At 70.1% G+C, this 25,281-nt stretch carries 23 protein-coding genes, 1 tRNA gene and 1 pseudogene; 10 read left to right on the forward strand and 15 right to left on the reverse strand.

Features of this window, described 5'->3' with window-relative positions; genetic code table 11:
• The first annotated feature begins 122 nt into the window (after nucleotides 1-122).
• Entirely contained in the window at nucleotides 123-1,418 is a 1,296-nt protein-coding gene (aceA, locus tag ACO2Q2_RS12675; RefSeq protein WP_423256148.1) for an isocitrate lyase, read from the forward strand.
• A 168-nt stretch (nucleotides 1,419-1,586) separates the two neighbouring features.
• On the opposite strand, the gene ACO2Q2_RS12680 is transcribed toward aceA, so the two are convergent.
• The 5 genes and pseudogenes from ACO2Q2_RS12680 to ACO2Q2_RS12700 form a co-directional block, all read right to left on the reverse strand.
• Nucleotides 1,587-4,730 carry an efflux RND transporter permease subunit gene (locus tag ACO2Q2_RS12680; RefSeq protein WP_423256149.1) on the reverse strand — a complete coding sequence of 1,048 codons (3,144 nt, stop codon included), beginning with the start codon at nucleotides 4,728-4,730 and terminating at the stop codon, nucleotides 1,587-1,589.
• Nucleotides 4,731-4,832: 102 nt separating this feature from the next.
• Complete coding sequence (locus tag ACO2Q2_RS12685; protein ID WP_423256150.1) at nucleotides 4,833-5,840, reverse strand: hypothetical protein; 1,008 nt, start codon at nucleotides 5,838-5,840, stop codon at nucleotides 4,833-4,835.
• The gene (locus ACO2Q2_RS12690; protein WP_423256151.1) at nucleotides 5,830-7,326 is read right to left on the reverse strand and encodes a TolC family protein; all 1,497 of its coding nucleotides are present in this window, start codon (nucleotides 7,324-7,326) and stop codon (nucleotides 5,830-5,832) included. The genes ACO2Q2_RS12685 and ACO2Q2_RS12690 overlap by 11 nt, the downstream gene beginning before the upstream one ends.
• Nucleotides 7,327-7,568: 242 nt before the next feature.
• The gene (locus tag ACO2Q2_RS12695; RefSeq protein WP_423256152.1) at nucleotides 7,569-8,588 is read right to left on the reverse strand and encodes a hypothetical protein; all 1,020 of its coding nucleotides are present in this window, start codon (nucleotides 8,586-8,588) and stop codon (nucleotides 7,569-7,571) included.
• Nucleotides 8,589-8,610: 22 nt separating this feature from the next.
• Nucleotides 8,611-8,796: pseudogene (locus tag ACO2Q2_RS12700) on the reverse strand (chromate resistance protein ChrB domain-containing protein); the annotation flags it as partial.
• Between ACO2Q2_RS12700 and ACO2Q2_RS12705 the strand changes: the two are divergent.
• The 3 genes from ACO2Q2_RS12705 (at nucleotide 8,778) to chrA (ending at nucleotide 11,509) form a co-directional block, all read left to right on the forward strand.
• A complete protein-coding gene (locus ACO2Q2_RS12705; protein WP_423256153.1) occupies nucleotides 8,778-9,758 on the forward strand; it encodes a chromate resistance protein ChrB domain-containing protein in 981 nt (326 codons plus the stop codon). The pseudogene ACO2Q2_RS12700 and the gene ACO2Q2_RS12705 sit on opposite strands and share 19 nt — an antisense overlap.
• 26 nt (nucleotides 9,759-9,784) lie before the next feature.
• Nucleotides 9,785-9,982, forward strand: a complete 198-nt coding sequence (locus ACO2Q2_RS12710; protein ID WP_423256154.1) for a hypothetical protein — start codon at nucleotides 9,785-9,787, stop codon at nucleotides 9,980-9,982.
• A 174-nt stretch (nucleotides 9,983-10,156) separates the two neighbouring features.
• Complete coding sequence (gene chrA / locus ACO2Q2_RS12715) at nucleotides 10,157-11,509, forward strand: chromate efflux transporter (RefSeq protein ID WP_423256155.1); 1,353 nt, start codon at nucleotides 10,157-10,159, stop codon at nucleotides 11,507-11,509.
• Nucleotides 11,510-11,537: 28 nt separating this feature from the next.
• Here the strand turns inward: chrA and ACO2Q2_RS12720 are convergent, their stop codons facing one another.
• The 6 genes from ACO2Q2_RS12720 to ACO2Q2_RS12745 all read right to left on the reverse strand — a co-directional run bounded on the left by ACO2Q2_RS12720 (nucleotide 11,538) and on the right by ACO2Q2_RS12745 (nucleotide 18,195).
• Complete coding sequence (locus ACO2Q2_RS12720) at nucleotides 11,538-12,026, reverse strand: DUF2127 domain-containing protein (RefSeq protein ID WP_423256156.1); 489 nt, start codon at nucleotides 12,024-12,026, stop codon at nucleotides 11,538-11,540.
• Nucleotides 12,016-13,494 (reverse strand): heavy metal sensor histidine kinase, encoded by a 1,479-nt coding sequence (locus tag ACO2Q2_RS12725; RefSeq protein WP_423256157.1) that lies wholly within the window; start codon nucleotides 13,492-13,494, stop codon nucleotides 12,016-12,018. The genes ACO2Q2_RS12720 and ACO2Q2_RS12725 overlap by 11 nt, the downstream gene beginning before the upstream one ends.
• The gene (locus ACO2Q2_RS12730; protein ID WP_423256158.1) at nucleotides 13,484-14,164 is read right to left on the reverse strand and encodes a response regulator; all 681 of its coding nucleotides are present in this window, start codon (nucleotides 14,162-14,164) and stop codon (nucleotides 13,484-13,486) included. The genes ACO2Q2_RS12725 and ACO2Q2_RS12730 overlap by 11 nt, the downstream gene beginning before the upstream one ends.
• 78 nt (nucleotides 14,165-14,242) lie before the next feature.
• A complete protein-coding gene (locus ACO2Q2_RS12735; RefSeq protein ID WP_423256159.1) occupies nucleotides 14,243-16,045 on the reverse strand; it encodes a cation:proton antiporter in 1,803 nt (600 codons plus the stop codon).
• A 245-nt stretch (nucleotides 16,046-16,290) separates the two neighbouring features.
• Nucleotides 16,291-17,790, reverse strand: a complete 1,500-nt coding sequence (locus ACO2Q2_RS12740; RefSeq protein WP_423256160.1) for a YifB family Mg chelatase-like AAA ATPase — start codon at nucleotides 17,788-17,790, stop codon at nucleotides 16,291-16,293.
• Between the two features lie 147 nt (nucleotides 17,791-17,937).
• Nucleotides 17,938-18,195 carry an accessory factor UbiK family protein gene (locus tag ACO2Q2_RS12745; protein WP_423256161.1) on the reverse strand — a complete coding sequence of 86 codons (258 nt, stop codon included), beginning with the start codon at nucleotides 18,193-18,195 and terminating at the stop codon, nucleotides 17,938-17,940.
• Nucleotides 18,196-18,382: 187 nt separating this feature from the next.
• Here ACO2Q2_RS12745 and glnK point away from each other — a divergent pair, with 187 nt between their 5' ends.
• Complete coding sequence (glnK, locus tag ACO2Q2_RS12750; protein ID WP_423256162.1) at nucleotides 18,383-18,721, forward strand: P-II family nitrogen regulator; 339 nt, start codon at nucleotides 18,383-18,385, stop codon at nucleotides 18,719-18,721.
• Here the strand turns inward: glnK and ACO2Q2_RS12755 are convergent.
• On the reverse strand, nucleotides 18,718-18,900 hold the full coding sequence (locus ACO2Q2_RS12755) for a hypothetical protein (protein WP_423256163.1): 183 nt from the start codon (nucleotides 18,898-18,900) through the stop codon (nucleotides 18,718-18,720). The genes glnK and ACO2Q2_RS12755 overlap by 4 nt on opposite strands.
• 41 nt (nucleotides 18,901-18,941) lie before the next feature.
• The gene (gene gpmA / locus ACO2Q2_RS12760) at nucleotides 18,942-19,685 is read right to left on the reverse strand and encodes a 2,3-diphosphoglycerate-dependent phosphoglycerate mutase (RefSeq protein ID WP_423256164.1); all 744 of its coding nucleotides are present in this window, start codon (nucleotides 19,683-19,685) and stop codon (nucleotides 18,942-18,944) included.
• Nucleotides 19,686-19,864: 179 nt separating this feature from the next.
• On the opposite strand from gpmA, the gene ACO2Q2_RS12765 reads away from it, so the two are divergent.
• Nucleotides 19,865-20,518: a hypothetical protein gene (locus tag ACO2Q2_RS12765; protein ID WP_423256165.1), complete on the forward strand. Its 654-nt coding sequence runs from the start codon at nucleotides 19,865-19,867 to the stop codon at nucleotides 20,516-20,518.
• Nucleotides 20,519-20,604: 86 nt separating this feature from the next.
• On the opposite strand, the gene hemF is transcribed toward ACO2Q2_RS12765, so the two are convergent.
• Nucleotides 20,605-21,507: an oxygen-dependent coproporphyrinogen oxidase gene (gene hemF, locus ACO2Q2_RS12770; protein WP_423256166.1), complete on the reverse strand. Its 903-nt coding sequence runs from the start codon at nucleotides 21,505-21,507 to the stop codon at nucleotides 20,605-20,607.
• Nucleotides 21,508-21,635: 128 nt separating this feature from the next.
• On the opposite strand from hemF, the gene ACO2Q2_RS12775 reads away from it, so the two are divergent.
• The 4 genes from ACO2Q2_RS12775 (at nucleotide 21,636) to ACO2Q2_RS12790 (ending at nucleotide 24,735) form a co-directional block, all read left to right on the forward strand.
• A complete protein-coding gene (locus ACO2Q2_RS12775; protein ID WP_423256167.1) occupies nucleotides 21,636-22,838 on the forward strand; it encodes a beta-ketoacyl-[acyl-carrier-protein] synthase family protein in 1,203 nt (400 codons plus the stop codon).
• On the forward strand, nucleotides 22,835-23,632 hold the full coding sequence (locus ACO2Q2_RS12780) for a beta-ketoacyl synthase chain length factor (protein WP_423256168.1): 798 nt from the start codon (nucleotides 22,835-22,837) through the stop codon (nucleotides 23,630-23,632). Before ACO2Q2_RS12775 ends, ACO2Q2_RS12780 begins: the two co-directional genes overlap by 4 nt.
• Nucleotides 23,629-24,378, forward strand: a complete 750-nt coding sequence (locus ACO2Q2_RS12785; RefSeq protein ID WP_423256169.1) for a glycosyltransferase family 2 protein — start codon at nucleotides 23,629-23,631, stop codon at nucleotides 24,376-24,378. The genes ACO2Q2_RS12780 and ACO2Q2_RS12785 overlap by 4 nt, the downstream gene beginning before the upstream one ends.
• Nucleotides 24,379-24,450: 72 nt before the next feature.
• A complete protein-coding gene (locus ACO2Q2_RS12790; protein WP_423256170.1) occupies nucleotides 24,451-24,735 on the forward strand; it encodes a hypothetical protein in 285 nt (94 codons plus the stop codon).
• A 202-nt stretch (nucleotides 24,736-24,937) separates the two neighbouring features.
• Here the strand turns inward: ACO2Q2_RS12790 and ACO2Q2_RS12795 are convergent.
• Nucleotides 24,938-25,014, reverse strand: a tRNA-Arg gene (locus tag ACO2Q2_RS12795).
• Nucleotides 25,015-25,281 lie beyond the last annotated feature (267 nt).

Genomic DNA, 25,281 nt, shown 5'->3' on the forward strand with positions numbered 1-25,281 from the left:
AGGAGCGCACCCTGTGCGCGAATGCTCTTGCTCCTGATCGACATCAGAGCCAGACAAAAAAACCAAGAGCATTCGCGCACAGGGTGCGCTCCTACGACAACACCATGAACCGGAGCCCTGCCATGAAGAACACCCTGCCCACCGCCGATCAGCTCAGCCTCGACTGGAGCAACAACCCCCGCTGGGCCGGCGTCCAGCGCAACTACGGCGCCGACGACGTGGTGCGCCTGCGCGGCACCGTCGGCGTCGAGCACACGCTGGCCCGGCGCGGCGCCGAGCGGCTGTGGAAGTCGCTGCACACCGAGGATTTCGTCAATGCGCTGGGCGCGCTCACCGGCAACCAGGCGATGCAGCAGGTCAAGGCCGGGCTGCAGGCGATCTACCTCTCGGGCTGGCAGGTGGCCGCCGACGCCAACGTGGCCGGCGAGATGTATCCGGACCAGTCGCTGTACCCGGCCAACTCGGTGCCGCTGGTGGTGAAGAAGATCAACAACACCCTGCTGCGCGCCGACCAGCTGCATCACGCCGAAGGCAACGACGGCACCGACTGGCTGGTGCCGATCGTGGCCGACGCCGAGGCCGGCTTCGGCGGCGTGCTCAACGCGTTCGAGCTGATGAAGGCGATGATCGAGGCCGGCGCCGCCGGCGTGCACTTCGAGGACCAGCTCGCCTCGGTGAAGAAGTGCGGCCACATGGGCGGCAAGGTGCTGGTGCCGACCCGCGAGGCGGTGGACAAGCTCAACGCCGCGCGGCTGGCCGCCGACGTGATGGGCGTGCCGACGCTGATCGTCGCGCGCACCGATGCCGACGCCGCCGACCTGCTCACCTCGGACGTCGATCCGAACGACCAGCCGTTCATCACCGGCGCGCGCACGGTGGAAGGCTTCTTCCGCGTCAGGCCGGGCCTGGACCAGGCGATCAGCCGCGGCCTGGCCTACGCGCCCTATGCCGACCTGATCTGGTGCGAGACCAGCAAGCCGAACCTGGACGACGCGCGCCGCTTCGCCGAGGCGATCCACGCGAAGTTCCCGGGCAAGCTGCTGGCCTACAACTGCTCGCCCAGCTTCAACTGGAAGAAGAACCTGGACGACGCCACCATCGCCAAATTCCAGAAGGAGCTCGGTGCGATGGGCTACAAGTTCCAGTTCATCACGCTGGCCGGCTTCCACAGCCTCAACTACGGCATGTTCGACCTGGCGCACGGCTACGCGCGCCGCCAGATGAGCGCCTTCGTCGAGCTGCAGGAGAAGGAGTTCGCCGCCGCCGAGCGCGGCTTCACCGCGGTGAAGCACCAGCGCGAGGTCGGCACCGGCTACTTCGACCAGGTGACCCAGGCGATCCAGCAGGGACAGTCCTCGACCACCGCCCTCACCGGCTCCACCGAGGAAGCGCAGTTCGCCCGCCACGCCGCGGCGTGAGCCGCACGGCCGTGCGGCGCTGCACGGGCCACGCCGTCGGAAGCTCCCGGCGGCGTGGCCCCATCATGCCGCTGCGTTCCGGCGCAAGCCGTGCCGAGGGCGCGGCGGAGCCGGAGCGATGCCGTCCGCGCTGCAGCGGCACTGACCGCGCCGCCGTACGCGGCCTGGTCAACGCGATGGAGCCGGGTCGCCGGCGCCCGAGTCGGCGAGCCGGGCCGGCGGGTTCCCGTCGGGCATCGCATCCAGCCGCAGCCAACGCGCCGACAGCACCGGCAACACCAGAAGATTGAGCAGCGTCGAGGTCAGCAGGCCGCCCAGGATCACTGCCGCCATCGAACCCTCGATCTCGTTGCCCGGCGCGCCGGCGGTGAGGGCCAGCGGCAGCAGTCCCAGCGCGGTCACCAGCGCGGTCATCAGGATCGGTACCAGGCGTTCGGCGGCGCCGCGGCGAGCGGTGTCGATGTTCCACGGCAGCCGTTCCACCTCGACCAGGTACCGGTAGTGCGATACCAGCATGATCGAGTTGCGCACACTGATGCCGAACAAGGTGACGAAGCCGACCAGCCCGCCCAGGCTGAGCGTGCCGCCCATCGCCAGCGCCACCGCCACACCGCCGACCAGTGCGAACGGCAGGTTGACCAGCACCAGCGTCACCGAACGCATGCTGCGCAGGGCCAGATACAGCAGCACGATCACGCCGGCCAGCGCCATCGCGGCGTGCACCAGCAACTGGCGGGTGGCCGCCGACTGCGCCGCCGCATCGCCGCCGAACACCGGATACGTGCCGGGCGGCCAGCTGATCCGGTGCGCCAGCGCCTGCTGCGCCCGCTGCGTGAACGCCGCCGCATTGGCGCCGCGCAGATTCACCGTGACCACCTGCACGCGCTGGCCGTCCTCGTGCAGCACCATCACGCGGCCCTGGCTCATCCTCAGGTCGGCCAGTGCGGACAGCGGCCACTGGCGCCCGTCCGGTGAGCTGATCGGCAGCGCGCCCACGCTGGCCGGGTCCTGCCGCAGCGACGGCGGCAGGATCAGCGCGACATCGAATACCCGATTGCCGTCCAGCACCTGGCCCACCCGCAGCCCGGCATACGCGCTCTGCACGGTGTCGAGCAGATCGGCCGGCGCGATGCCGGCCCGCGACAGCGCGCCCTGGCGAAGCCGGATCGATAATTGCGGCTGGCCCTGCGCCGCCTGCACCTGGACATTGGAAGCACCCGGCAGGGTGGACAGCACCGTGGCCGACTGCTGCGCCAGACGGTCGATCTGGTCCAGCCGCTTGCCGTAGATCTTCACCACCACCGGCGCGGTGTAGCCGGAAAGCGTCTCCTGGATGCGCTCGCTGAGAAACGTGTTGACCGCAAAGCTGGCCCCGGCGAACGGCGTCAGCGCCTGCTGGATGTCCTTCAACGCACGCTGCTGGCCGGAGCCGGAAAGCGGCTTCAGGTCGACCTCGAATTCGTTGCCGAAGATCGGCGACGGGTCGACCGCACGGGCGCTGCGCCCGGTGCGTTGCGCCACCGAGCGCACGCCCGGTACGGCCAGCAGCGCCCGGCTGACCCGCGCGCCCAGATCCTGCGAGGCCTGCAGCGAGGCGCCTGGCGCCAGACGCATGTGCACGATGTAGTGGCCTTCGCGCAACTTCGGCAGGAAGCTGCCCTGCAGGAACGGCAGCACCGCCAGCGCGGCCACGCACAGCACCGCGACCATGATCGGCAGCGCGCGCGGATGGCGCTCGACGCGGGTCAGCACCCGCTCGTAACGCTGCTTGATGCGTCGCTGCAGCGCCGGCTCCTGCATGTTGCCGGTACGCTGCAGCAGGGTCAGCGCGAGCGCCGGGGTCACCGTCAGCGCCACCACCAGCGAAGCCATGATCGCGGCGATGTAGGCGATGCCGAGCGGCGCGAACAGGCTGCCGGCCACGCCGGACAGCGTCACCACCGGCACGAACACCAGCGCCACGATGAAGGTGGCGTAGATCACCGCGCCACGGACCTCCAGCGAGGCGGCCAGCACCACCTGCGCGGCGGGCAGCGGCGCGGCTTCGAGCCGGTTCAGGCGCAGCCGCCGCACGATGTTCTCCACGTCGATGATGGCGTCGTCCACCACCTCGCCGATGGCGATCGCCAGGCCGCCCAGGGTCATCGTGTTCAGACCCAGGCCGAAGTGTTCCAGCACCACCACCGCCGCCAGCAGCGACAGCGGTATCGCCACCACCGAGATCAGCGCCGCACGCACATGGCGCAGGAACACGAACAGCACCAGCAGCACCAGCGCCGCGCCGATCAGCAGCGCATCGCGCAGATGGGTGACCGCCGCATCGATGAAGTTGGCCGGCCGGAACAGCGCAGGGTACAGCGTCACGTGCTGCGCGGCGAGCGCGGGTTTCAGCGATTGCAGCCGCGCATCCAGTGCCCTGGTCAGACGCACGGTGTCGGCGCCGTACTGCTCGGCGACCACCAGCATCACGCCGGGCCTGCCCATGATCGAGGCGGCACCGGCGGCCGGCGCCGCGGCGTTGCTCACCGTGGCCACGTCGCCCAGCCGGAGCACCCCGCCGTCATGCGCCTTCAGCGCCACCGCGGCCACCTGCTCCGGCGTGATGGCCAGACCGGCAGGCGCCAACACGATGCGCTGGTTGGCGTTTTCGACAAAACCGCCACCGGCCTGGCCGGTGGCGCGCCGCGCCGCCGCCGCCACCTGCTGCATGGACAGGCCGTAGCGCGCCAGCGCCTGCGGATGCACCTGGATCTGCAACTGGCGCAGGCCACCGCCATAGACCGTCACGTCGGACACGCCGGGGACCGACAGCAGCTGCGGCTTCAGCGTCCAGTCGGCCAGCGTGCGCAGCTTCAGCGCATCGAGCCGCGACGAGGTCACGCCGATGGTCAGGACGATGCCGGACGACGACGACAGCGGCAGCAGCACCGGCGCACGGGCCGCGGCGGGCAGCTCGCTGGCGACCCGCTGCAGCCGCTCGCCGACGGTCTGGCGCACGCGCTGCAGATCGCTGCCATGGCGAAACGTGAGCGTGATCATCGACAGGCCCTGCAGCGACTTCGACCGCATGCCGCTCAACCCGCCGGCACCGGCCAGCGCATTCTCCAGCCGCTGGGTCACCAGCGTTTCGACCTGGCGCGGCGCGAAGCCCGGCACCTCGGTCTGCACGATCGCCTGCGGCGGCGCGAATTCCGGAAACACGTCGAGCCGGGCCCGGCCCAGCGACAGCACCCCGTAGGTGGAGGCCAGTACCGCCAGCGCGATCATCACCCCGCGCAGGCGCACTGCAAAACCGACAATCGCGTTCAACATGGGCGGGGGCCTGTGGCGCAGCGACGGGCGGCTGCGCGATGGATCGGGCCGGCCACGATCACGCGGTGCGGGACGGGCCGGATGGCCGGGATCGGGCCGGCCTCAGCCGTCATCGTCGTCGCCTCCGGCGGGTTTCACGCCGGGCGGCGGCAACAGCTCCTGCGAGAGCAGCAGCTCGCCACCGCGCACCACCACCCGCTCGCCGGCGCGAAAGCCGCCGGCCTCGAACCAACCGCTCGCGTTGCGCGCCGCCACGCTCAACGGGCGCCGCTGATAGTGGCCGGCAGCCGTCTCGACATAGGCCCACGGCTGGCCGGCGTACCAGATCACCGCGGCATCCGGCACCGTCACGCCGCGCTGGCTGGCGCCACCCAGCGGCACGCTCGCGCTCAGCCGCTGATCCGTGCGCAGGCCGGCGCCGTCGACGCGGTAGAAGAAGGTCGCGCCCTGCACCACCGCGTCGGCGCGCGGCGAGGCACCGATCAGGTGGGCCGGCCGCCGGCCGCCATCAGGCAGCGAAAGTGCGATGGTGTCGCCAGGCGTCGTCGCCAGACCCGCCGGCAGCACCACCGCCAGCAGCGCGCTGCGGCCATCCGCATAGGCGTTCAGCGCCTGCGGTCCACGCCTGGCCAGTGCCGCCAGCGCCTCCCCCCACTGCGCCCGCGCACCACTGCGCGCGGCCACTTCCCGCGATTGCGCGATCTGCGCCTGTGCCTGCGCCTGCGCGGCCTGCGCAGCGGCCGCCTGCACCTGCTGCAGCGAGGCGTTCTCGCCATCGTGATACAGCGTCGCCGCACGCTGCGCCTCGGCGCTGGCGCTGTGGGCGGCGACCGTGGTGGCCGCCGCGTTGGCGCGCGCCGCCTGCAACTGCGCGGCCAGTGCCAGCAGCGGCTGCGGGTCCAGCACGCTGGCGGTGGCCTGCGCCTGGCGGGTCTGCCGGGTGGACTGCAGCACGGCGGTGGTGATGCCGCTGGCGTTGACGCTGGCCGCAGGCAGGGTGACGCTGCCGCTGCGGTCGGTGGCGGCATCCAGTGCGTGCACCGGCAGCCACCACACCGCGGCACAGGCGCCGGCGAGAATGACGCGATGCCAACCGGAATCAGTGCGCATGGGCAGTCTCGGTCAGTGAGGAGGAGGGTGGCGGATCGGTGGCCGCAGGCGGCGCCAGCGTGGACGCCGGCCACAGCGGGCGCTGCAGCACGTCTTCCAGCCGGCCGAGTGAATTCAGTGCAGCGCCGAGCGCGTCGACGGCGGCCAGCTCGGCGTGCGCGGCAGCCACTTCGGCGACCGTTTCGCGGCCGCGATCGATCTGTCCGGCGCGGCGCTGCGTGCGGGCGCGCGCGGCGCTTTTGCGCGCGGCGGCAGCCACGTCCAGCATGCGCTGCCAGGCGGCGTAGCGTTCGGCATAGTCGGCGCGCGCGGCGTCCAGCTCGTTGAGAATCCGCGCCTGCCGCGCCTGCACCGCGGCGGCCGCCTCGTCGCGCGCCGCCGCCGCCGCGCGGATGCGCGCGCCGGCACCGTGGAACAGCGGCAGCTCGACGTCGATGCCGAAGGCGAACTTGCGCCGGCCGCGATCGTAGATGTAGCCCGGCGCCACCGAAGTGGCCGGGTAGCGCGTGCCCGCCGCCTCGCGCAGTCGCGCCGCGCTGGCGCGGTAGTGCGCCAGCAGCGCGGCCAGGTCGAGCCGGTTCCATGCGGCGTCCTGCGCCAGCGCCGACGCGGGCAGGGCGTCCGGCGCCGGCGGTGCCTGCAGCTGCGGCCACGCCAGCGGCACCGTGCGCAGCGCCGACCACGGCACGCCGATCGCACCGGCCAGCGCATGCTCGGCCGCGCCGCGCTGCGCCGTGCGGTTGGCCAGGTCGGCCGCCGCGCGCTGCGCGTCGAGTTCCGCCGCCAGCTCGGCGTCGCGGCCACTGGCTCCGGCGGCGACGCGCCGACGCACGCGGTCGCGATAGCCCGCCGCGGCGGTGGCGACGTGCTGCGCCAGTGCCTGCGCGCGGCGCGCCAGCAGCACCTCGCGCAGCGCGCCGAGCGCACGCGTGCGGCTCTGCCATAGCGCCAGTGCGGCCTGATCGCGGGCCTGTTCGGTATCGGCCGCGGCGATGTCGCGACGCGCCGCCGACTCGCCCGGATGCAGCAGCGGAATCAGCAGGGCGGCGCCGATCGTCCACGGCGAACCGACACCGCCGCCGCTGAAGATTTTTTCCGGGCTCAACTGCAGGGTGGGGTTGCTGCGCTGCGAGGCCAGCGCGGCGTCGGCCTCGGCGCGCCGTGCACCGGCGCGCGCCTGCGCCAGCGCCGGATCGAAATACCACGCCGCCACGGTGATGCGGTCCGGCGTCCATGCCGCATCGGTCGCACTGGGCAGCTGCAGCCGCGCCTCGGCGGCAGCCAGGCCCGGATCATCCAGCCGGCGCGCATCCAGCGCCTGCGCCTGGCGCTGCAGGTCGGGCGCCGGCGCGGTGGGGACGGCCGCACAACCGGCCAGGCCCAGCACCAGCAGGGCACGCAGTGCCGTACGCGTGGCGATGGCAGGCGCGCGCGAACCACCGCGGGTATCCGCCGCCGGCGCGGAGCCACGCTTGGGTGCAGGCATCTTCATCCGGCCAGCATAGTCGGCGCGTCATGAAGAACCGCGCTCGACCGGATGTCAATTTTGTCATCCGGCGACCGGCGCCCTGGCCGGCGGAAGGCACCGCTGAAGGCGGCCATCCGCGCCACCGCCGCCGGCTACGCCCCCGGCACCGGCACCGGCCGCGCGGCAGTCCCCCTGCCATCGCAATCTCCACCCGCCCGTGCGTGCGCCGGTATTCGAGTGTGCTCCTGGCCGCCCGGCGGTCAGGGGCGAGCATCCATGATGCGCAGCGCGGTTTTTCCGTGCAGATTCCTGAGCGGAAAATAGGCTTGGTGCGACACGGGATCGACGGCGACTACATGCGCGTTCGGACCGAGCATGCCTTCGCCGATCTCGGTCACCACGCCGTTCTGCGCCTTGAACACGGAAACAATGCCTGCTTCGCCGGCCACGTAGATCCGGCCAAGCCGAGGGTCGATGGCCAATACGTCGGGATCGTCGCCGACATCGAACGAGGCGATGACGCGGCGACTGGCAAGGTTCAACACCAGCAGCCTGGCATTGTCCTCGCAGGCGATGAAGGCAAGCCGCTGCGCCGGCACGATCAGCAGGCCGTGGTTGCCGCGGGCGCCGGGCAGGTCGATGCGGGCGATGACCTTGTCGGTAGCCGGATCGATCTCGACCAGCTGCCGGCGCGTCTGCACGTTGGCGAAGATGTGCCCGGACACGGGGTCGTACTGGGTGTTGCCGACCTGGCCACCGAGCGCAATGGTCGCCACGCGCGTGTTCGTGCGCACGTCGATCACGGTATCGGTACCGCCCGTTTCGTCCGAGACATAAAGCTTGTGCACCTCGGGCGCATACGCCATGCCGTCCGGGTAGACCCCGGCCGGCGCGCGCGCCACCACCTTCAGCGTGTTCTCGTCGATCGCGACGAGCTGGTCGGTACCGGTGGCGGTGGCATAGACGCGGTCGAGTGCCGGCACCGCCAGCACGCCGTGCACATGGCTGATGCCGGCGATCCGCGCCACCACCTTCCGTGTCTGCGTGTCGAACACGATCACCGCGCTGTCGCCCAGGTGCGCGATGAACAGCAGGTGCCGCCCCGGGTCGAGGCTTGCGTAGTCCATTCGCGTGGTACCACCGCCGAGCGGCACGTCGGCCACTCGGGCGAGTGGCAGTGGCATTGCATGCCCGGCATCCGGCGCGGCCGTGCAGGCCGAAGTCATGCCCAGCAGCGCCATCGCGCACGCAAGGCGACGCAGCAAGATCAACGTGTTCATGGACTCTCCATCGGTCAAAAAGGAACTGCGGCCTGGCCTCGATGAACCGGGCGATCAGCCAGGGACATGCGATTGGGTCACGCTCGGGATGTTCGCGGGTGATCCATTGCAAGGCCGCCTCACACGGATCGTGTGACGGTGCTTTCGCGATATTTGTAGTGGTTGTTACGTTAACGTACTCTACGCTACATGAGCCTTTCCACGCCATGGCTGATGCTGGTCAGCAGCTTGCCCGGCCAGACGCAAACCGCCCGCATGCGGGTCTGGCGCGCGCTCAAGGCCGCCGGGGCCGGTGCGCTGCGCGACGGCGTGTACGTTCTGCCGCAGACCGATGGCGCCCGCAAGCTGTTCGACGAGCAGGCCGCCGAAGTCATCGCAGCCGAGGGCAGCGCCCAGGTCATCGCCTTTGCCAGCCGGGACGAAGCCCAGCAGCAGGTGCTGGTGGCGCTGTTCGATCGCAGCGGCGAGTACCGTGCGCTGTTCGGCCAGCTCGATGCGCTGCAGGGCCGGCTGGCCACGCTGGATGAGGTCGAAGCCCGGCGGGAGCTTGCCATGCTCCGTCGCGACATTGCCGCATTGATGGCGATCGACTTCTTCCCGGGTCCTTCGCGGCAGCAGGTGGAGCATGCGCTGGCGGACGCGGAGCATGCGCTGAATGCGCGCTACTCGCCCGATGAACCGCACGGCCTGCGCGGCACCGTGCCGCGCTGCGACCCCGCGCACTACCGCGGGCGGCTGTGGGCAACCCGCGAGCATCTGTGGATCGATCGGGTAGCGTCGGCATGGCTGATCCGCCGGTTCATCGACAAGAAAGCGAAATTCGTCTGGCTCGGGACCGTCAAGAATTGCCCGAAGGATGCGGTTGGCTTCGACTTCGATGGTGCGACGTTCACCCATCGCGGCGCGCGGGTGACCTTCGAGGTGCTGCTGGCCAGTTTCGGGCTGGCTGACGACCGCGGTCTGGCGCGTCTCGGCGCACTGGTGCATTACCTCGACGTGGGCGGCGTGTCGGTGCCGGAGGCGGCAGGGTTCGCCGCGATCATGGCCGGAGCCCGGGCCACCCAGCCGGACGACGACACGCTGCTGAAAACCATCGCGCCGGTGCTCGACAGCCTGTACGCCGCCTACGCGCATGATCCCGACCCCGCGCCCAGGCGGGCACGGAAGTAGTTCCATTCCAGCATCGGAGTATCGCCATGCCCCCTCGTCGCCTTCGTCTCGCCCGGCATCACGGCCTGCGTCGCCTGGTCTCCTTGCTGAGCGTGGCCTTGCTGATCGCCTTCTCCGTGCACACCGCCCATGCCACGACACTTGATGCCAAACGCATCGGCGCCGCCAGCGGAGCGGCCGCCACCACTGCGCAGGCCGCGACTGATCGCGCCGAGGTCCATTGAGATGGGCAGCATCGCAATCGGGCGACCTGTGCGGATCGCAACGGTCCGGAACGGGCGCTTCACTAGGGCGCCATGGGGCGATGTCGGGCGTCGCGTCGCGCAGACAGGGACGTTGCGCCACGGGTTCGCCGGAGCAGCGCAGCCTTGATGCCGGACTCGACCGCTGTCATCCCCATGCCGCGCGTCAGCCTCGCCCAGGCCATCCGGGTATGGGCGAAGATCGGCTGGCTGAGCTTTGGCGGCCCCGCCGGCCAGATCGCGGTGATGCACCGCGAGCTGGTCGAGCAGCGGCGCTGGATCAGCGAGTCGCGCTTCCTGCACGCACTCAACTACTGCATGCTGCTGCCGGGTCCCGAAGCCACCCAGTTGGCGATCTACATCGGCTGGCTGATGCATCGCACGGTGGGCGGCCTGATCGCCGGCACACTTTTCGTGCTGCCCGGCGTGATCGTGTTGTTCGGGCTGAGCGCGTCGTATGCCGCGGTCGGTCAGGTGCCGATGGTCGTCGCACTCTTCTTCGGGCTGAAGGCGGCCGTGCTCGCCGTGGTAGTCGAAGCGGTGCTGCGGATCGCGCGACGCGCCCTGAAGGGTCGCTTTTTCGTGGGGGTGGCGATCGCCGCCTTCCTGGCCATCCATGTGTTCGGACTGCCGTTCCCGCTGATCGTGGCGGGGGCCGCCGGGCTGGGTATCGTGGCGCGCTGGTGGCGGCCGCACTGGTTCCCCGAATCACCCACAGCCGAGGCCCTGGCGGGCGACGGCTACCTGATCGACCAGATGATGCTGCGTGGCGAACTGGAGCACATCAGGCCTTCGCGAGCACGCACGGCACGTGTGGCGCTGATCGGTCTGCTGTTGTGGGCCGCGCCGCTGATGGTGGTCGTGGTGCTGTGGGGGCACGACAGCGTGCTCGCCCGCGAGGGTGTGTTCTTCAGCGAAACCGCTGTCGTTACTTTCGGTGGCGCCTATGCCGTGCTGGCCTTCATCGCCCAGCGCGTGGTCACAGACTACGGCTGGCTGTCGCCCGCGCAGATGCTCGACGGGCTGGCGCTGGCGGAAACCACGCCGGGGCCGCTGATCATGGTGGTGCAGTTCGTGGCTTTCATGGCGGCGTTCCAGCATCAGACCGGCATGTCGCCCTGGCTTGCCGGCGTCATCGGCTCGCTGCTGACCGTGTGGGTGACCTTTGTCCCGTGCTTCCTGTGGGTGTTTCTCGGTGGTCCGTATATCGAGGCACTGCGCGGCAACCGGGCGTTGCACTCCGCGCTCAGTGCGGTGACGGCCGCCGTCGTGGGGGTGGTGCTGAACCTGTCGGTCTGGTTTGCCGAGCACACGATCTTCGGATCGGTGCGCATGCTCGACGTGGGGCCGGTTCACCTCGATCTGCCGCAGCTGGCCACATTGAACCTGCCTGCCCTGCTGCTGACCGCCGGCGCCATGCTCGCCATGCTGCGTTTCCGGGTCGGCATGGTATGGACGCTGGGCCTTTGCGCCGTTGCCGGCATCGTGCTTCGCGTGCTTCAAGGCTGACTGGCGTGTGGAGCCGGACGGTCCGCTGTCATCCGGCGAGCGACGCCCTGGCCGGCAGATGGCGCCATTCGTGAACGATCAGGCCGGCCACCGTGACGTCGATGACGGTGAGCAGCCCCAGCAGCGGCGAGGGTTGATGGAACAGCCGGTAGCCCTGATAGGCGATGAAGGCCGCCATCAGCGCGACGGCCGCCGGATACGCCCAGCGCAGTCCGCGCAGCAGCCCCGCCACCATGGCGATCTTCACCAGACCATGCGCCAGCAGGTACACGGCGGCGAAATGCCGTGTGCCCAGCGAGAAATGTTGCGCCATCCGGACGAGATGACTGGCGACGACATCGTGAGGGTCCTCGAGCAGTTCCTGCTGCGTCAGCACGGCCACGATGTGCCGGATCGCCGGACCGCTGGCGAGCAGCAGTGCGATGCCGCCGACCAGCTCCAGCAGGCCGTCCAGCCCCTTGACCAGGACGCCGAGCTTGAACGCGCGGTGCGCAAGGTTGGCCCAGTCAGACTTCATGCGCGGACGACTGCTGATGGAATGGGCGGGCGCAGGCCGACCGGGCCGACGGCATGTGCATGGTCACCGTGGTGCCGGCGCCGCGCACGCTTGCCACGTGCACCGTGCCGCGATGCAGTTCGACGATGCTGCGCACGATGGACAACCCCAGCCCGGTGCCCTGGCCGGCGCCGCGCCGACGCGCCGCATCCACTTGGTAGAAACGGTCGAACAGGTGCGCCAGGTGCGGCGCTTCGATGCCTTCGCCGTCGTCCTCTACGCGGATCTCGACGCCCTCGGTCAGCGGCTGCAGGATGATCCGCACCTCGCCGCCGTCGTGCGAATGGCGGATCGCATTGCCCAGCAGGTTGGCCAGCGCCTGCCGCAGCAGCAGCGGATCGGCCACCAGCGTGGCGGCACCGTCCTGCCGGATGCGGATGCCGCGCGCGGCGGCGCCGGGCGCGTGCTGGGCGACCACCCAGGCGCAGGCCTGCGCCACGTCGAAGCGTTCGCAGCGCAGCGCCTGCTCGGCATGCTCGGCGCGCGCCATGAACAGCAGGTTCTCGATCAACACGTTGAGCCGCCGGCATTCCTCCAGCCCGGACTCCAGCGCCACGCGGTAATCCACCGCCTCGCGCGGGCGCATCAGGCAGACCTCCAGTTCGCCGCCGAGGTTGGCCAGCGGCGTGCGCAGCTCGTGCGCCAGATCCACCGAGAAGCGCGACAGCCGGGCAAACGCCTCCTCGATCCGCGCCAGCATCGAGTTGAATACCAGCACCAGGTCGTGCAGCTCGGGCGGCCACGGTGGCGTGAGCGGCAGGCGGGCCGACAGATCCGCCGGCGTGATCGAGCGCGCGGCGCCGGCGATGCGCGCCAGTGGCGCCAGCCCCTGCGCCGCCACCCAGCGTCCGGCGAACGCCAGCAGCGGCACCAGCAGCAGGAACGCCAGCGCCAGCGCGCGGCGCAGGCTGTTCTGCAGCGCCACATCGCGAGTCACGTCCAGCGCCAACTGCAGCACCGGTGGTGTGTCGCCATCGACGCTGTGCAGTCGCACCGTCGCCAGCACGTAACTGCGCGGCCCGGCATGCCGCACGCGCAGCGGCGCCATCGGCAGACCGTCCATGGGGGCAGGGAACACCGCGCCGGGCAACTCGCGCTGCATGCCTGGCGTCTCGCCCAGTACGCGGCCGGCGGCCAGCACGCGCGCTTCGTACTGGCGCAGCCGCGTGCCCTCGGTTTCCTTCACGATTTCGCCGAGCAGCGCCTGCGGTCTGCCGCCGGCATCGTCCAGATCGACCTGCAGCTCGGCGACCTTGGCCTGCATGAAACGCAGGTGCTCGGCGCTGAAGTTGGTCGACAGACGCCAGTCGGTGATGCCCGCGAACAGGCCCACCGCGGTGAGCGCCGCGAGCATGCAGAGCAGGCTCAGGCGCGTACCGATGGAGCACCGCCGCCACCAGCGGACCGGCGGCATGGCTTCAATCGTCATGACTGTCCAGCATGTAGCCGGCCCCGCGCACGGTGTGCAGCATCGGCGCGTCGAACGGCGCATCCAGCTTGGCGCGCAGGCGCCGGATCACCACATCGACCACGTTGGTCTGCGTGTCGAAGCAGATGCCCCACACGCTCTCGGCGATCAGCGTGCGCGACAGCACCCGCCCGCGTTGGCGCGCCAGCAGCAGCAGCAGGGCGTATTCCTTCGGCGTGAGCTGCAGCGGCTGGCCGCCGCGAGTGACCTGATGGCGCAGCGAATCGATCAGCAGCGGCCCCACGCGCAGCATCGCCGTCTCGCCCGCCGGCTCGCCCTGGCGCAGCAGGTTGCGCAATCGCGCCAGCAGCTCGGCGAAGGCGAAGGGTTTCACCAGGTAGTCGTTGGCGCCGATCTCGAAACCGTGCACGCGATCCTCCACGTGACCCCGCGCGGTGAGAAACAGCACCGGGGTACGGATCCCCGCGCTGCGCATCGCCTGCACGACGCCGAACCCATCCCGGCCCGGCAGCATCACATCGAGTACGGCAACATCGAACCGGTGCTCGCGCAACAGCGCGAGCGCGATTTTTCCGTCTTCCGCGAGGGTGACCGAAAACCCCTCCTCGCCGAGGCCTTGCGCGAGATAGCGGCGCGCCTTGGCGTCGTCTTCGGCGATCAGGATTCGCATGTGCGGTGGTGGGACGCGGCGTTGATCGGGCGGCAACTTTACCGCGAAGCCGACCGGGCGCGCGCCGTTCCGCGGGTGTCAGGAACCGCGGCCCACCAGGTCCGGCGACGGCACCAGCGCAATCACCAGCCAGCCGGGCCGGGGCTCCAGCTCGCGCTTGGCCGACGCCACGCGCAGTGCGCCCTTCTCCTCGATGCCGAACAGCAGGATCGACGTCGAGCCGTACTGCTCGACGAAGTGCGGCCAGTCGAACGTGGCGGTGAGGCGGGTGGACTTGATCCGCCAACCCTGCGTCAACAGCTCGGCGAAACGGCCGTGGGTCATCGTCTCGTCGAACAGCGGCGGCGCCAGCAGGCTGTCGGCCAGCGCGGTGCGATCGGTCGCCTCGTCCACGCTCAGGTTACGCAGGCGGTAGACCTTGTCGCGGCCGAATTCCTCGCGGTAATGCAGGCAGGCGATGGAATTGCGTTCGCGGTGGGTCGACATTGCCAGCAGGCGGCCGATGCCGGTCAGGTCGAGATGGCGCTCGGCGTGGTTCGACGCCGGATTGCCGAAGAAGGTTGGCAAGCCTTCCATGCGCGCCTGGCGAATGCCGTCCCAGTCATCGTCGGCGAGCAGCACGCGGACACCGGCGTCGTGCAGCGCCTTGGTCACCGCCCGTGCCACGATGCCCGAACCGAACACCAGCACGCCGCGCGGCTCGGGCTCAGCCACCTTCAGCCAGCGGGCCAGCGGACGGGCGGTGGCGCTCTGCAGCACCACGGTGCCGATGATCAGGATGAACACCAGCGGCACCAGCGCGTCGGCTCCGGCCAACCCCAGCGCACTGAGGCGCAGCGCGAACAGCGCCGAGACCGCCGCCGCCACGATGCCGCGCGGCGCCACCCAGGCGATCAGCGCGCGCTCACGCCAGCTGAGCGCGCTGCCGGCGGTCGCCAGTGCCACCGTGACGGGACGGATCAGCAGCTGCGAGGCCAGCAGGATGCCGATGCCGGCCGTCAGCATGCCCGGCGGCAGCGGCCACTGCAGCCGCGCGGCGAGCAGAATGAACAGGCTCGACACCAGCAGCGTGGTGAGATGCTCCTTGAAATCGAGGATGTCGTCGACGTGCACGCCGCGCAGGTTGCCCAGCGCGATGCCCATCACCGTCACCGCCAGCAGGCCCGATTCGTGGGTGATCGCATTGGAGACGCTGAAGGTGAGCAGCACCGCCGCCAGCGTGCCGAAGTTCTGCAGGTATTCGGGAATCATCTGCCGGCGCAGCAACTGCGCCAGCACCCACGCCGCGATGGCTCCGGCCACCATGCCGCACAGGATGGTGCCAAGGAACACGCCGATCGTGTGCCCCTGCTGGCGCGAGGCGATCGCCTCGTAGATCAGCACGGCGAACAGCGCGCCCAGCGGATCGATCACGATGCCCTCCCAGCGCAGCGTGTTGGCGATGCGCGCGTTCGGACGCAGGGTGCGCAGCATCGGCGCGATCACCGTCGGCCCGGTCACGCAGGTCAGCGCGCCGAACAGCAGCGCCATGTCCCAGTCCAGTCCGGCCAGCAGGTGCGCCGCGGCCGCCAGCAGCAGCAGCGCGGCGATCGCGCCGTAGCTCACCAGCCCGCGCACCGCGCGACCGATCTCGCGCAGCTCGCCGAAGCGCAGGCTCAGGCTGCCCTCGAACAGGATCAGCGCCACCGACAGCGACACCATCGGGAACAGCAGCGTGCCGAGCAACCGGTCCGGCCGGATGAGGCCGGTCACCGGACCCAGCACGATACCGGCCAGCAGCAGAAACAGGATTGCCGGCAATTTCACCCGCCAGGCCAGCCACTGCGCGGCAAAGCCAATGCCGAGCAGGCCGGTCAGCAGCAGCCCAGGCTCAAGATGCATGTGCGCTTCCTGCAAAAAAACCGTTGGTCATCGGAGCACGCGCACACAAAAACGTCCACCGCGCATTGAGCGCGGGAACGTGCCGGATGAAGCTCGGGGAAGAAATGGCCCCGGCATCGGAGGGAGGGAGGGGGAGCCGATGCCGGGGCGCGGGGGTCGGGACATTTGCGAACCGACCGGTTCAAATAATAGCGGTCGCCTGGTCCAAGTCAATACCGATCAGTACACAAAATGTCGCAGGGGGCTCAGAACCGGCGGTACTGCAGCGCTTCGGCCAGGTGGGCGCGATCGAGCAGACCGGCCCCGCCGTCCAGATCGGCGATGCTGCGCGCCACCCGCAGCGTACGGTGGTAAGCCCGCGCAGACAGGCCCAGGCGCTCGAGGGCGGTCTCGAACCAGCGCCGCTCGGCCGGCCCCAGCGCGCAATCGCGCTCCAGCTCGCGCGTGCTGATTTCCGCGTTGGGCCGGCCGGCCCGCTGCAGGGCGTGGTCGCGGGCGCGGATCACCCGCTGGCGCACCGTGGCCGAGTCCTCGTCGTGTCCGCTGCGCGGGGCACCGAGCTCGGCCAGCGGCACGCGCGGCACTTCCACGGCAAGATCGATGCGGTCCAGCAGTGGTCCGGAGACGCGGCCGCGATAGCGCTGGATCTGGTCGGGCGTGCACTGGCAACGCTGGCGCGGATCGCCGGCGTAGCCGCACGGACAGGGATTCATCGCCGCCAGCAGTTGGAACTGGGCAGGAAAACACGACTGCCGCGCCGCCCGCGAAATCATGATCTGGCCCGATTCCAGCGGTTCGCGCAGCACGTCGAGCACATGGCGACTGAATTCGGGCAGCTCGTCGAGGAACAGCACGCCATTGTGCGCCAGCGAGATCTCGCCCGGTCGGGGATAGGATCCGCCGCCGACCAGGGCTACCGCGGATGCCGTGTGGTGCGGGGCACGGAATGGCCGGTGACGCCACAGCGCCGGATCGACCGGCTGCCCGGTCACCGACAGCACGGCACAGGTTTCCAGCGCCTCGGCCTCGGTCAGCGGCGGCAGGATGCCCGGCAGGCGCTCGGCCAGCATGGTCTTGCCGGTACCCGGCGGCCCGACCATCAGCAGGTGGTGACCGCCCACGGCGGCGATTTCCAGCGCCCGGCGCGCCTGCAGCTGACCGCGTACATCGCTCATGTCCGGACACGCCACCGCGCCGCTCCCGTCGTGGCTGCGCCCCGGAGGCGGCAGGGTCGAGGCGTTGTGCAGCCAGCCGCAGACTTCGGCCAGACTGTCGGCCACCATGACATCGATGTCCGGCACCAGCGCGGCCTCGGCGGCGTTCGCCCGGGGCACGACCATGCGGCGCCCGCGGGCGCGGGCACGCAGCAGGGCCGGCAGCACCCCGCAGACGCCGCGGATCGCGCCTGACAGCGCCAGCTCGCCCAGAAACTCGCAGTCGTCGAGCTTTTCCCGCGGCACCTGGCCACCGGCCGCCAGGATGCCCAGCGCGATGGCCAGGTCGAAGCGACCGCCGTCCTTGGGCAGCTCGGCCGGCGCGAGATTCACCGTGACCTTGCGATCCGGATAGGTGAAGGCGGTGTTCTGGATCGCCACGCGCACGCGATCACGCGCCTCGCGCACGGCCGCCTCGGGCAGCCCCACGATATGGGTGCCGGGCAACCCGCCGGAAAGATGAACCTCGACCATCACCTGCGGCGCGGTCACGCCCTCCTGGGCACGGCTGAGGGTGACGGCCAGACTCATGGACGGAGTGGGCGACCGGTGGGGAGACGGCCGCGGAGAAACGCACTCATGCAGCAGCTCCGGTCGATGGGGCATAAACAACCGCCCCCGACCGTTCTCGGGGTGAGGTGACAGGTCGGGGGCGGCTCCCGGGAGACGGTTTATCGCTTAGGAACCGCGAGCAGCGGCCATCGTCTCCAGATCGGCGATGCGCTTTTCAAGGCCGTCGAGCTTGGCGCGGGTACGCGCCAAAACCTGACTCTGGACATCGAACTCTTCGCGGGTGACCAGATCAAGGCGGCGCAATCCGTGCGCCAGGACATCGCTGAAGTTGGTTCGCAAATCCTGATGCGCTTGAGCCAGTCCTGGCGGCACCAACGAAACAAGTCGCAGGGCAAGTTGATCGATATCCTGCCTATCCATCATGGATAGCACCTCGAACTCGTCGAACTGAAGTCTAGGTAAACGCGCCTGGTGACCGCCATCGGGAAGCTCCGTCGGACTTTGTAGGGATTGTCCTACATGCGGCGCCGAGGCGACAGCGCCGACGCGACAGCGCAAAATGCCCCTTCCGCGCCGGCACCCACGTCGGCGCCCCTGACGAGGAGCCTCCATGAAGCTGGTATCGGCGGTCATCAAGCCGTTCAAACTGGATGATGTGCGCGAGGCGCTGGCCGAAGTCGGCGTGCAGGGCATCACGGTGACTGAAGTCAAGGGTTTCGGCCGGCAAAAAGGCCATACCGAGCTATATCGCGGCGCGGAATACGTGGTGGACTTCCTGCCCAAGATCAAGCTGGAGGTGGCCGTGGCCGACGACCAGCTCGAGCGCGTGGTGGATGCAATCCAGAATGCCGCCCGCACCGGCAAGATCGGCGACGGCAAGATCTTCGTCAGCGCGCTGGATCAGGTGATCCGCATCCGCACCGGCGAGCTGGACAACGACGCGCTCTAGGCGCTGCTGCCCAGCGCGGCCTGTGTCCGCTCGAAGCGGGTGAGGCGCAGGCCCACCATGCCGAGCACGATGCCCACCACCGCACCACCGAGCAGGCACTGGAGCAACGGCGGGTGCCGCAGACCAAACAGCGCCATCGCGACGCCCAGCAACGCGAAGATCGCAATACGGACCAGCATGCGCCCGCGCCGGATCGGCTGTCACCCGACCCGCCGAACGGTCACTTCGCCTTGCCCTGGTTGGCCACCGCGGCCATCTTGGCGGCGATCGCGTCGGCATCACCCAGGTACTCGCGGCGGATCGGGCGCAGCTCGGCGTCGAACTCGTAGACCAGCGGGATGCCGTTGGGGATGTTGACCTCGACGATGTCCTCGTCGGAGATGCCGTCCAGGTACTTCACCAGCGCGCGCATGGAATTGCCGTGGGCCACCACCAGCACGCGCTGGCCGCTGCGAATGGCCGGCGCCAGCACCTCGTGCCAGTACGGCAGCACGCGGGCCACGGTGTCCTTCAGGCATTCGGTGTCCGGAATCTGCGCCGGATCCAGCCCCGCATAGCGGGGGTCATGCAGCGCCTCGTTGGCGCTGCGCTCCAGCGGCGGCGGCGGCGTGTCGTAGCTGCGGCGCCAGATCTTCACCTGCTCCTCGCCATACCTGGCAGCGGTCTCGGCCTTGTTGAGGCCGGTCAGCGCGCCGTAGTGGCGCTCGTTGAGGCGCCAGTCGGTAAGCACCGGGATCCACATCTGGTCCAGCGCCTCCTGCACCCCCCACAGCGTGCGCACGCAGCGCTTGAGCACCGAGGTGTGCGCCACGTCGAACTGGAAGCCGGCCTGCTTCAGCGCGGCGCCCGCTTCCCTGGCCTCGGCGATGCCCTGCGGCGTCAGGTCGACGTCGGCCCAGCCGCTGAAGCGGTTGTCGAGGTTCCACTGGGATTGGCCGTGGCGGATCAGGACGAGCTTGTGCATGGCGATGGCGACGCGCGGGGGAAAGGGAAAATGGTGAATGGCGCCGGGCCGGGCGTCAAATCGCACCGTGCCGGAGGTCACGTAAACCGTCGCCGTCCCGGCCGCATCTATGGTCGCGTTGTGTCCCTCACGGCCGGCCGCCGATGCGTCCGCCGCCATGCCATGCCAAGGAGATTCCCATGCGCCGCACCGTGCTCGCTTTCGCTCTGATCCTCGCCATCCACCCTTTGGCTGCCGCCGCGCAGGACGACATCGACAAGGTCAACGGTTCCATCCATGTCGAGGCTGGCCAGCAGGTCGGCGACGCCAGCACGGTCAATGGCGCCGTGCACGTGGAAGACGGCGCCAGCGTGCGCAAGGCCAGCACGGTCAACGGCGCGGTGGAGCTGGGCGACCAGGCCCGGGCCGGCGAGATCGGCACGGTCAACGGCGCGGTATCGCTCGGTGAAAGCGCCCGCGTGAGCGGCAAGGTGGAGACGGTGAACGGCAGCATCCGGCTGGACCGGGGCGCCGAGATCGGCGGCCGCGCCTCCAACGTCAACGGCGCGATCACGCTCGACGCGGCGCACGTGGCCGGCGGGCTGGGCACCGTCGGCGGCGATATCACGGTGGGCGCCAACTCCCGTGTCGAGGGCGGCATCCTGGTGGACAGGCCCGGCGGCTGGTTCCACTGGGGTCAGCAGCGTCCACCGCACGTGGTGATCGGGCCGCACGCGGTGGTGCAGGGCACGCTGGATTTTCGCCGCGAGGTGGTGCTCGAGGTCAGCGACAGCGCACAGATCGGCCCGGTGAAAGGCGCCACGCCGGTGACCTTCCACGGCGACACGCCGTAGCCGCCGGTAGGAGCGCACCCTGTGCGCGAATGCTTTTGGCTTTGATGTCAATCAGGAGCAAAAGCATTCGCGCACAGGGTGCGCTCCTACAGCCAGTCGCGCGGTACCAGGTAATCGGCCAGCCGTGCCTCGGCGCTGCCCGGCTCGGGCGAGTAGCCGTACTCGAAGCGCACCCGTGGCGGCAGGCTCATCAGGATCGACTCGGTGCGCCCGCCCGACTGCAGCCCGAACAGCGTGCCGCGGTCCCACACCAGGTTGAATTCCACGTAGCGGCCGCGGCGATAGAGCTGGAACTCGCGCTCGCGCTCGCCGTACGGGGTGTCCCTGCGCCGCTCGACGATCGGCAGATAGGCATCGAGGAAACCCTGCCCCACCGCCCGGGTCAGCGCGAAGCAGCGCTCGAAGCCGCCCTCGTTGAGATCGTCGTAGAACAGGCCGCCCACGCCGCGCGTCTCGCCACGGTGCTTGAGATAGAAATATTCGTCGCACCAGCGCTTGTAGCGGGCGTAGACGTCGTCGCCGAACGGCGCGCAGGCGGCGCGCGCCACGGTGTGCCAGTGCACCACGTCCTCGTCCACCGGATAGAACGGGGTGAGGTCGAAGCCGCCGCCGAACCACCACACCGGCTCGATACCCTCCCTGCTCGCCTCGAAATAGCGCACGTTGGCGTGCGTGGTCGGTACGTAAGGATTCTTCGGATGCAGCACCAGCGACACGCCGGTGGCGACGAAGCGGCCGCCAGCCAATTCCGGCCGGTGCGCGGTGGCGCTGGGCGGCAGCTGGTGGCCGGACACGCGCGAGAAGTTCACTCCGGCCTGCTCGAACACCGCACCGTCGCGCAGCACGCGCGTGCGACCGCCGCCACCGGCCTCGCGCGTCCACGCGTCCTCGACGAAACACGCGCCGCCGTCGGCGGCTTCCACCGCGGCGCAGATGCGGTCCTGCAGTTCGCGCAGGAAGGCTTCGGCGCGTTCGGCCTGCTCGCTCATCGCTCGATCACCCGTGCCGGAAAAACCCGAAGCTTAGCAAGCCGCACACGCCGCCGGATTTGCAGTCCGGCCGACCAAAGTCCGACAGGCTCCTAGGCAAGTCCGGGTGGCACGGCTAGGCTTTCCGGATGCCTGACCCGATTGCTCCCCTCGCGGTCTCCGCGTACACCGCCACCTCCGCGCTCGGCCATGGCCTGCAGGCGCATCTGGATGCGCTGCAGGAAGAACGCAGCGGCCTGCGCCCCAACGCGTTCTCCAGCGCGCCGCTGCCGTGCTGGATCGGCCAGGTCGACGGCGTCGAGAACGCGCCGCTGCCCGAGGCGCTGGCCGCGTGGGAGTGCCGCAACAACCGGCTGGCCTGGCTCGGCCTGAACCAGGACGGCTTCGTCGACCGCGTCGCCGCGGCCCGCGCGCGCTACGGCGCCGGGCGCATCGCGCTGATGCTGGGCACTTCCACCGCCAGCATCGGCGCCACCGAGGAAGGTTATCGCCGGCTCGACGCCGACGGCGGCCTGCCCGACGACCTGCTGCGCCCGGCCATCCACGCGCCGCACTCGCTGTGCGCGTTCGTCGCCGCGGCGCTGGGCATCGAGGGGCCGTGCCTCACCGTGTCCACCGCCTGCTCGTCCAGCGCCAAGGTGTTCGCCAGCGCCGAACGGCTGATCCGCCTCGGCCTGGTCGATGCGGCCGTGGTCGGCGGCGTGGATACCTTGTGCGACAGCGTGCTGTTCGGCTTCAACGCGCTGGAACTGATCTCGCCCGAACCGTGCACGCCGTTCGATGCGGGCCGCCGCGGCATCTCGATCGGCGAGGCGGCCGGCTTCGCGCTGCTGGAGCGCGTCGAGGCCGCGCCTGACGCGCCGCGCCTGCTCGGCTACGGCGAATCCACCGACGCGCACCACATGTCCACGCCGCATCCGCAGGGGCTGGGTGCCGAGCTGGCGCTGCGCGACGCGCTGGCGCGCGCGGGCATCACCGCCAAACAGGTCGACTACATCAACCTGCACGGCACGGCGAGCCTGAAGAACGACGAGGTGGAGGCCGCGCTGGTCGGCCGCAGCTTCGCGCCGCACACGCGCGCCAGTTCCACCAAGGGCTTCACCGGCCACACGCTGGGCGCGGCCGGCATCGTGGAAGCGGCGATCACCCTGCTCGCCCTGCGCGAAGGGCTGGTGCCGGGCAACCTCGGTGGCAACACCCCCGATCCCGGCTGCGGTCCGCAGTTCGCCTGGCACAACGAGCGCCGCCCGCTGCGCATCGCGCTCAGCAACTCGTTCGGCTTCGGCGGCAACAACGCCTGCCTCGCCTTCGCCCGGGCGGAGTTGGCATGAGTGCGTTGCACCTCGCCATCGAAGGCCTCGGCCTGTGGACGCCGCAGCTGGGCCACGTGGAGGCGCTGCGCGCGCTGCTGAGCGGTGCGCCGGTGGTGGCGCCGCCGGCACGTCCCGCGGCCGCCACGCTGCCAGCCAACGAGCGCCGCCGCGCGCCGGAAAGCGTGCTGCTGGCCACCGAGGTGGCCGACCAGGCGGTGGCGATGAGCGGCCGCGCGGCGAGCGAACTGGCCTGCGTGTTCACCTCCAGTCATGGCGACCAGGCGATCACCGACTACATGTGCGCCACGCTGGCGACCGCGCCCACCGCGCTGTCGCCGACCAAGTTCCACAACTCGGTGCACAACGCAGCGGTCGGCTACTGGACCATTGCCACCGGCTGCCATGCCGCGTCCACCGCGGTCTGCGCGCACGCGCTGAGCTTCGGCGCGGGACTGCTCGAAGCGACCAGCCTGGCACTGGCCGATCGGCGGCCGGTGCTGCTGGTGTGCAGCGACATCGCCGGCAGCGGCCCGCTGCGCGAAGTCACCGGTTGCGCGCAGTCGTTCGGCGTGGCGGTGGTGCTGGCGCCCGTGTCGAACGCGTCGGCGCTGGCCACGCTCACGCTGCGGCCTTCACCCTGCCGCGATGCAGCCACCGTCACACTGCCCGAGCCGCTGGCAAGCGTGCGCGACGGCAATCCTGCCGCGGGCGCGCTCGACCTGCTGGTACCGCTGCTGCGCGGCGCCGCGCATGCCCGCCTCGCCGCCTCGCCCTCGATGGAGCTGGATCTGGACATGGAGTATCCCGGTTGAACGGTCTGCCCCGTTGGTGCGTGCTGATCCCCTGCCTCAACGAAGAGGCGGCGATCGAATCGGTGGTGCGCTCGGTGCTGGCGCTGGACGCGCCGGTGATCGTGGTCGACGACGGTTCCGACGACCGCACGCCGGAGCTGGTGGCGGCACTGCCGGTCACGCTGATCCGTCACGCCACGCGGCACGGCAAGGGTGCGGCGCTGCGCAGCGGTTTCCGCGAGGCGCTGCGCCAGGGCTACGAGGCAGTGCTGACGATGGACGGCGACGGCCAGCACCTGGCCGATGACATCCCGCGCCTGCTCGCTGCGGCACGGCGCTATCCGCGCCACATCGTGATCGGCGCGCGCCTGCTCGACCGCGAGCAGCAGCCCAAGGGCCGCCGTCGCGCCAACGGCGTCGCCGACTGGGGCATCTCCTGGGCCTGCGCACAACCGGTGGTCGACACGCAGAGCGGCCAGCGCTGGTACCCGCGCGACGCGCTGGCGCTGGTCGACCTGCCGGCGGAGAACTTCGCGTTCGAGGCGGCGATCCTGATCGCCGCGACACGCGAGAAGGGCCTGGGTGTGGTGTCGGTGCCGATCGCCTCGCGCTACCACGGCAGCTTCCGGCTCAGCCACTTCAGGCCGGTGCGCGATATTGCCCGCATCACCACCTACACCATCGGCCGCGTGGTGCACTACGGCGACATCGTGGCGAGCTACCGCCGCTCGCGCGCCAGCATGCCGATCGTGCTGCACGACCTCTGACGACCATACGCCGCAGGCTGCAGTCGCATGCCATGCCTGCACAGTCGGGACGGACTGCGGGATGAAATGCATATGGGCGACGCGACGCACGATGCGGTGATCCCGGGCAGCGGCCTGGCCGGGCTGTGTCTGGCGCTGCAACGTGACGACCATGTCGGGCCTGGCCTACGTTGGCATCGCGCTCCACCGTTTTGCCGAGATCGCCCGCCGTATCGACCCCCGCCGTATCGACCCGTATTCCCCGTGCGCCAAGACCTGCCGAGCAGCCAGATGCTGGCGAGCTGCATCGGCCTGCTGGTGGAGGGCAAGAGCGATTTCGAAGCGATCGAAGGCAAGCGCGGGGAGGCGTTGGTGTGAGTCACGCCGCCATGGCAAGCTCAAATTGGATTTGTCCCTCACGCCATGGGTCACTCCGCGCCCTTCGGACGCAAGCCACCCAAGCAAGAAGGCCCCGCCGAGGATCTCGGCGGGGCCTGAGAGGCTTGCTGGATGCGGCTTTCCGCCGCCTCCCGATCATCGCGCTCCAGCCGCAGCCGGCAAGGCGATGACCCATGGCAAATGGCGCGCCCGGAGGGATTCGAACCCCCGACCAATGGCTTCGGAAGCCACTACTCTATCCGGCTGAGCTACGGGCGCGTGTGGTGCGGCCAGCCGCGGTGCGGACGGGTGTCCGGGGTGCGGCGGACGCGCAGTATAGCGGAGTTGGATGGGTGCTTGGCGGTGGATGTGCCCGCCGGGGTGGAGCGGAATCGGAGCGGGTTGCCGGATGGGATAGTCGTAGCGAGCGAGCAGCTGCCGCTCACCCGGATCCCGGCTCAAATCCTGGGCAGGCGCTTCCCCCGGCAGGGATGGGATGCAAAGTGTTTTGAGATGGTCGCAAGAGCGACCCCTCACCCCAACCCT

Source organism: Dyella sp. KRB-257 (genome assembly GCF_049445995.1).
Lineage (GTDB): Bacteria > Pseudomonadota > Gammaproteobacteria > Xanthomonadales > Rhodanobacteraceae > Dyella_A.